The 6667-nt window shown below is 69.6% G+C and carries 7 protein-coding genes; 4 read left to right on the top strand and 3 right to left on the bottom strand.

The features are described 5' to 3' along the window. Positions 1–461: class I SAM-dependent methyltransferase (locus tag ACOADB_RS19195; RefSeq protein WP_378602073.1), on the top strand; the 461-nt coding region annotated here is incomplete at its 5' end. Positions 462–470: 9 nt separating this feature from the next. After that, positions 471–815 (top strand): DUF1801 domain-containing protein, encoded by a 345-nt coding sequence (locus ACOADB_RS19190; protein ID WP_378602070.1) that lies wholly within the window; start codon positions 471–473, stop codon positions 813–815. An 18-nt stretch (positions 816–833) separates the two neighbouring features. Here ACOADB_RS19190 and ACOADB_RS19185 read toward each other — a convergent pair whose 3' ends face one another. Together ACOADB_RS19185 and ACOADB_RS19180 are read right to left on the bottom strand one after the other, a co-directional pair. Continuing rightward, positions 834–1436, bottom strand: a complete 603-nt coding sequence (locus ACOADB_RS19185; RefSeq protein WP_378602067.1) for a hypothetical protein — start codon at positions 1434–1436, stop codon at positions 834–836. Between the two features lie 128 nt (positions 1437–1564). Continuing rightward, on the bottom strand, positions 1565–2503 hold the full coding sequence (locus ACOADB_RS19180) for an AraC family transcriptional regulator (protein WP_378602064.1): 939 nt from the start codon (positions 2501–2503) through the stop codon (positions 1565–1567). A gap of 83 nt (positions 2504–2586) precedes the next feature. Here ACOADB_RS19180 and ACOADB_RS19175 point away from each other — a divergent pair, with 83 nt between their 5' ends. Together ACOADB_RS19175 and ACOADB_RS19170 are read left to right on the top strand one after the other, a co-directional pair. Then, positions 2587–3423, top strand: coding sequence for an SDR family oxidoreductase (locus ACOADB_RS19175; protein ID WP_378602061.1), 837 nt, complete (start codon positions 2587–2589; stop codon positions 3421–3423). Next, positions 3420–3890, top strand: coding sequence for a DUF1772 domain-containing protein (locus ACOADB_RS19170; protein ID WP_378602058.1), 471 nt, complete (start codon positions 3420–3422; stop codon positions 3888–3890). The genes ACOADB_RS19175 and ACOADB_RS19170 overlap by 4 nt, the downstream gene beginning before the upstream one ends. A 25-nt stretch (positions 3891–3915) precedes the next feature. Here the strand turns inward: ACOADB_RS19170 and ACOADB_RS19165 are convergent. After that, positions 3916–6667 (bottom strand): choice-of-anchor P family protein (locus tag ACOADB_RS19165; protein WP_378602054.1); only part of this gene is annotated, 2752 nt, incomplete at its 5' end.

The raw sequence follows: 6667 nt of genomic DNA, 5'->3' as shown, positions 1-6667 counted from the left end.
ACGTCCACGGCGTCGAGATCGCCGAGACGATGCTCGACGGGGCACGGCGACGCTTCGCTGCCGAGGTCGGCGGAGGCCGACTTCACCTCCACAGCGGTGACCTGACCGCGTTGCCGCTCGCCGACGCCTCGCTCGACGCCGCCATCACCACGAACACCATCTACTTCATCGAGGACCTGCCCCGCGCGTTCGCCGAGGTCGCGCGTGTGGTCCGTCCCGGCGGACGCTTCGTGGTCGGCATCGGCGACCCGGAGGAGATGCGCAAGTACCCGTTCACTGCGCACGGGTTCCGCCTGCGGCCGGTCGACGAGGTCGTGGAGCTGTTGCAGGCGGCAGGCTTCGCCGAGCCGGAGCGCCGCCGGGTCGGTGAGTCCGCCGGGGCGTTCCATCTCCTCGTCGCCGAGCGCGCCGAGCGCGCCGAGCACGCCGAGCACGCCGAGCGCGACGGTCCGGATCGGTAGGGTCGGCGCATGAGCGCTGACTGGCGGACCGACACGGTCACCACCCTGCGATCCCTGATCGTGAAGGCCGAGCCCGACGTGGTTGAAGAGGCCAAGTGGAAGAAGGCGTCCAACCCGGACGGCGTCCCGACCTTCTCGGCCGACGGCCTGATCTGCACCGTCGAGACCTACAAGGACAAGGTGAAGGTCACGTTCGCCAAGGGCGCGTCCCTGGACGACCCCTCCGGCCTGTTCAACGCGGGCCTGGACGCCGGCACGCGCCGGGCGATCGACATCTTCGAGGCGGACACGTTCGACCAGGACGCCTTCGTGGAGCTGATCCGTGAGGCGGTCGCGGGCAACCGCCTCACCTGATCCTCAGCCGGGATGGCGTCACGCCATCTCGGGAACGTGCAGGTGTGCGTAGGCGAGGTCGAACTCGTGGACCTCGACGATCATGCCGTCGGCATCGCTCGCCGCGCGGGCGCGCATGTCGTCGGCCATCGAACGGCTTGCTTCCATGGCGGCACGCGACTCCCACGCAGTGGTGGCGCATCCCAGACGGGCCGAACGATCCACCAGGAGGCTGGCGCTGCAGAAGCCGTCGAGCTCCTCGAGCTGGGGCATGATCCCGACCCGGAACGTCTCGGCCATGGTGTCGAGGTCGCCCTCGATCCAGCTGACCCGGCAGCACTCGCCGTGCTGGTTGCGGTGCATGACCGTGATCTCCCATGAGTCGACCTGCAGGGAGGCGCCGAGGATGTCCTTGCCGCGGTCGCGGAGCGAGCGCAACAGCTCGTCGCTGGCGGCCATCGCCTCCTCGGAATCCCACGAGCTGGTGGCGATGCAGTAGCCGGTCTCGCGGTCGACCAGGAGCGAGAGGCCGCGACAGCCCTCGGTCGCGTCGAGCCTGGGAGCTACTTCGTCCTGGACGAATCTGATGCCCGCATCGATGTTGTCGGGCTTGCCGTGGAACGTGCTCGAACGTGCGTACACGACCCACTCCTCTCGGAGACGGGGCAGTGCCCGACCGGCACCGCCGGTTGTTCCCTGCTTACTCCTTCGGACGGTCTGGCGCCAGAGGTACGGGCGTCTCGATGCTCGTCGCTGACGTTCCTCGCACCTCAACCACCGGCGCGGGCCGCCCTGCGGTGCTGTTGCGGACTGACCCCGCGCACCCGCTTGAACGCTGCGCTCAGCGCGAACCCGCTGCCGTACCCGACCTGCCGGGCCACCCGGTCGATGGCGTCGTCGGTGGCGACGAGCAGGTCGGCGGCGAGGGAGAGGCGCCAGTGGGTCAGGTAGGTCATCGGTGGCTCGCCGACGAGCTCTCCGAAGCGTCGGGCCAGTGCGGCCCGCGAGACCCCGACCTCCCGCGCCAGGGAGGCGATCGTCCACGCGTGCTCGGGGTGGTGGTGCATCAGGCGCAGCGCTTCGCCGACCGTCGGATCGGCATGGGCGAGGCCACGGGTCACCTGCTCCTCGCTCGCCAGCCACGAGCGCACGACGGTCACCAGCACCAGGTCCAGCAACCGGTCGAGCACCACTTCCTGGCCGAGCTCCTCCCGCAACATCTCGGCGGAGAGCAGGTCGACGAGGGGTGAGTCGTCCTCCTCCCGACGTCGTACGACGACCGGTGGGAGCGCCGCGAGAAGGGGACGCCCGGCTTCCGTCTCGGCCTCCCACGTGCCGACCAGCATCACCGTCGATCCGTCGTGGCTGTTGCCCCAGGTGCGCACGCCCAGCGCCATCCGCTGGGCCAGCAGCTCGCCGTCCGGGTCGACGCAGATGTTGCCCTTGAGGATGGTCACCTTCGGGGCGGTCGCCGGGTGGTCGGCCACGGTGTAGACCGGACCGCCGCGGATCACGGCCACGTCGCCGGCCTGCAGCTCCAGGGCCTCGCCGAGCTCGCCGGTGATCCACGCCGAACCGCGCGCCACCGCCATCAGCGTCAGCGCCGGGTCGTCCTCGATCCGCACCGCCCACGGGGGCTCCATCACCATGCGCAGCAGGAAGGCCTGCCGCGCCCGGGGCCCGGAGAGGAGGTGTTCGAGTCCGTCCATGACACCACCATGCAAGACGATCACGCATGGAATCAAGACATTCGGCCATGGAAAGTCTCACCCGACCGCGATGGACTGGGGCCATGACAACGAACCTGATCATCGGCGGCACCGGCAAGACCGGTCGCCGCGTCGCGTCCCTCCTCCAGGGCCGGGGCCTCCCGGTCACCTCCCTCTCCCGTCCCGGGTTCGACTGGGCCGACCCGACCACGTGGTCGTCGGTCGAGCAGCCGGCCACCGCGGCGTACCTCACCTTCGCCCCCGACCTGACCTTCCCTGGAGCCCCCGAAGCGGTGGCCGAGGTCGCCGAACGCATGGCCCGTTCCGGCGTACGACGCATCGTGCTCCTCTCGGGTCGCGGCGAGGCCGAGGCGCAACAGGCCGAGCAGCTGGTCGCCGAGGCCGCCGCGAAGCACGGCGCCAGCTGGGGCGTCGTACGGTGCGCGTTCTTCATGCAGAACTTCGACGAGAGCCTGTTCGCCCAGCCGCTCGCCGCCGGCCGCCTGGCCTTCTCCGCGGGCGATGTCCGCGAGCCGTTCGTCGATCTTGATGACGTCGCCGAGGTGGCCGTCGCGATGATGACCGGTGACGCTCCGGCGAACCGGACCTACGAGCTCACCGGTCCTCGCCTGATGACCTTCGCCGAGGCGACCGCCGAGATCGCTGCCGCCACCGGACGAGAGATCGCCTACGAACAGATCACCAACGAGCGGCTCGTCGACGACCTGGTCCACGCCGGACTGCCTGCCGAGGAGGCCGGGGGACTGGGCGCGCTGTTCGCGCACCTCCTCGACGGCCACAACGAGCACTTCGCCGACGGTGTGCGCGAGGCGCTGGGCCGCCCGGCCAGGGACTTCGCCGCCTACGCCCGGAAGGCCGCGGCAAGCGGCGCGTGGAGCAGCCAAGAGGTGGCGTCATGAGCGAGACGATCGGCAACACCGCGCTGGTCACCGGCACCGTCGCCGCCGGGCTGATCGCCGGGATCTTCTTCTGCTTCTCGACCGCGGTCATGCCCGGCCTCGCCGGCACCGATGACCGGACGTTCGTCCACGCCATGCAGGAGATCAACAAGGCGATCCTCAACCCGGTGTTCCTGCTGCTCTTCGTCGCGCCGATCCCCGCGCTCGCTGTCGCGGCGTTCATCGGTCCGTCGCGGATCTGGGTGATCGCTGCGCTCGCCCTCTACGTCGTGTGCTTCGGCATCACCATGGCCGGCAACGTGTCGCTCAACGACGCCCTCCTGGCCGTCGGCCAGACCGATGCGCCGGCCACGCTGAAGGCCGCACGCGAGGCGTTCGAGGACCCGTGGAACCGGCTGCACCTGATCCGGACGGTCGCGCTGGTCGCGGCGTTCGGGTGCTGTGTGGGTGCCGCCCTGGCGGGGTGAGTCCGCCAGGGCGACCCCCGGCTGGTCACTGCGTATGTGCGTCGCTGTGTGCCGACACCACGATCACGTCCGTGGTGAGCAGTCCGACCGCGGAGAACAGTCGGACGTGGACGGCATTGACCGTGCCGGACGTGTCCTTTCCACCGGCAGGCGTGTTCGTGACCTGCTCGTTGAGCACGATGTGGGCGATGCCGCCGCCGTACAACAGATCGATGGTGAAGTTGGGCGTCACCTGGCCGTTGATCGTGAGCGTGCCGATCCTGAGGTTCACGAAGTTTGCGTTCAGTGCGGTGCTCGCGGTGGTGCCGTTCGCCGTGCTCGTCGCCGCCACCTGGATCAGGTCGGCCGTGACGAGACCGGCCAGGACGTTGACGCTGGCGGCGCTGCTCGTGCTGGTCGCGGTGGGCGGGGTACCGATGGATCCGGTGCTCGAGTTGGTCAGCGCCGACGCGGTCAGCACGCCCCCGAGAAGGGGAGGCACCGACGCAGTGTTGGCCGTCGACGTACCACCCAACGGGGCGATCTCCGCCTTGTTGACGTAGAGGTCGTCCAGAAGCAGGTTGTCCACGAAGGCGGTGAACGCCTTGCCCGACACCGTGTTCGGCCGCGCACCACACGGTGCCCCGCTCGGGTACGTCGCGTCGGACTCGGTGTGACCGACGATCACGTGCGTGTTGAGCGGGACGACCAGCAACCCGGTCAGGGTCACGTCGATCATGTTCACCGAGGCCGTGGTCGTGTAGCGGCCCTGGGCGTCGACGCCTGCCGTGATCTTCGGGGCCCGCAGCTTCACCGACCCGATCCCCAGCGGCAGGTTGATCACCGTGTTGGGAGCGACCGAGTTCGGGATCGGCTGGCCGGCGATCACCAGGTCGGTGAACGTCGACCCGTCCGTGTTCGACGACGCGCCCAGCGGTCCGGCCACCGAGGTCGACACGCTGCGCACGGCCTTCGCCGTGATCAGGCCGTTGAGCAGGTTCAGGTTGGCCACCGTCGAGGTGGACGTCGAGCTCGCCGAACCGATGTCGACCTTGGAGTGCGATGCCGCCGAGAGCACCCCGGCGTTGACCACGCCGGCCACGGTGAGCGTCGCCAGCGGGCCGGCCGCCGAGTCGTTCGGGCCACCGGGGTCGTTGGAGCTCGCCCTGACGAACTTGTCGATCAGGGTGAGCCCGAGCGCCCGGACGTCGATGCCGTAGGCGCTGCCGTGCGTCGACGAGCCCGTCCCGTTGACCTGGGTGTACGCCGTCGCCGTGGTGGCGCTCGCATTGTCAGCGTCCAGCGTGGCGGTGTTGGACACCTGCGTGCCGCTCTCGACGTTCACCTCGACCGTGAGTGACCTGGTGCCTTCCTCGCCGGGCGACAGGGTGCCGAGGTCCCACACCGCGGTGTTCTCGTCGACGTCGATGTCGGCGTCCGGCGCGGCCGAGATCCGCTGTCCGGTCGGCGGGGTGTCAGTGAGCGTGGCTCCGGTGGCGGGCGCCGTACCCTCGTTGGCGAAGCCGAGCGTGTAGGTCTGGAAGCCGCCCGGCACCACGGTGTCCCGACAGCCGATCTTCGTCAGCGTCAGCCGTGGCTGGTAGTCGACGTCCGTCGAGCATGCCTTCGAGTCGTTGCTCGTGTTGATGCTGTTGCTGCTCGTGGTGCTGATCGCAGCCGTGTCGGTGAACGTCTTCACTCCGGCCGACGTCGCGGTCGCGTCGAGCACCACGTCGTAGGTGATGACGCCCGAGCCGCCTGCGGCGACGGTGCCGAGGTTGAAGGTGAGCACCTGGCCGTTGACCGAGGGAGTCACCGCGGAGCCGTTGACCTTCGCGGAGCCGGCCTTGAAGGCCAGCCCTGCCCCGAGCGTGTCCACGACCACGACGCCGGCGGCGGGCTGGTTGCCCACATTGGCGTAGCTCACCGTGTGCGTGACGGTCGCCCCGGGCGAGGCGTTCGAGGGACAGGCCTTGTCGACCGCGACGTCGGAGTACGCCGCCCCGGCCGTGCACTCGGCGCTGTTGTCCGTCGCGTCGGCATCCGGCTGGTCGGCCGAGATCGCCGCGACGTTCTTGTACTGGCCGGGAGCGGCGACAGTGACCTGGTAGGTGATCGTCACCGGTGCCGAGCCGGCCGGGACGCTGCCGATCACCCAGGTGATCACCCGTCCGTTCACCGAGGTCGGCGCCACCGAGGCGCTGCCGGCGACGTAGTTCATGCCGACGGGGAGCGTGTCGACGATGGTGACGCCCGTCGCTGTGGCGGTGCCTCCGTTGCGGTAGGTCACCGATTCCTGCGTGGGCGTGTTGGCGGGCAGGGTGCCGGGGCACGCCTTGGTGATGCCCAGGTCGACCGCGAAGGTCACCTCGACGATCTCGGTGTCGGTGTCGTCCTCGGGATCGGGGTCACCTGTGGTGCGCACCGTCGCCGTGTTCTTGTACTCCTGGGTGCCGCCAGGACCGGTCGCGGGGACCCGTTCCTGGTAGGTGATCGTGTCACCGTCGCCCGCAGCGACGTCACCGATGTTCCAGACCAGCGGGTTGCCCGAGGGCTGGGGTTCCCCGGCGACTGCGACGTACGTCAGGCCGGGGTCGAGGACGTCGGTGATCGTCACGTTCTTCGCAACGGCGTCGCCGTCGTTGCGGTAGGTCAGGGTGCAGGTGGCCAGACCGCCGGGCGCGACGACGTCGTCACAGTCCTTGACGATCGACATGTCCGGAGACCCGACCGTGGAGATCGGCACCGTGTCCGTGGAGGGCACCCGGGTCTTGTCCGAGGACGTGATGGCAACGTTG

This window comes from Nocardioides sp. CPCC 206348 (genome assembly GCF_048654705.1).
GTDB lineage: Bacteria > Actinomycetota > Actinomycetes > Propionibacteriales > Nocardioidaceae > Nocardioides.
This window is presented reverse-complemented; position numbering and strand designations above follow the sequence as displayed.

What these genes read in the sequence shown, in the direction of transcription:
- ACOADB_RS19190 (WP_378602070.1), top strand. Translation starts at nt 471, where the DNA reads ATGAGCGCTGACTGGCGGACCGACACGGTCACCACCCTGCGATCCCTG.
- ACOADB_RS19180 (WP_378602064.1), bottom strand. Translation starts at nt 2,503, where the DNA reads ATGGACGGACTCGAACACCTCCTCTCCGGGCCCCGGGCGCGGCAGGCC.
- ACOADB_RS19175 (WP_378602061.1), top strand. Translation starts at nt 2,587, where the DNA reads ATGACAACGAACCTGATCATCGGCGGCACCGGCAAGACCGGTCGCCGC.
- ACOADB_RS19170 (WP_378602058.1), top strand. Translation starts at nt 3,420, where the DNA reads ATGAGCGAGACGATCGGCAACACCGCGCTGGTCACCGGCACCGTCGCC.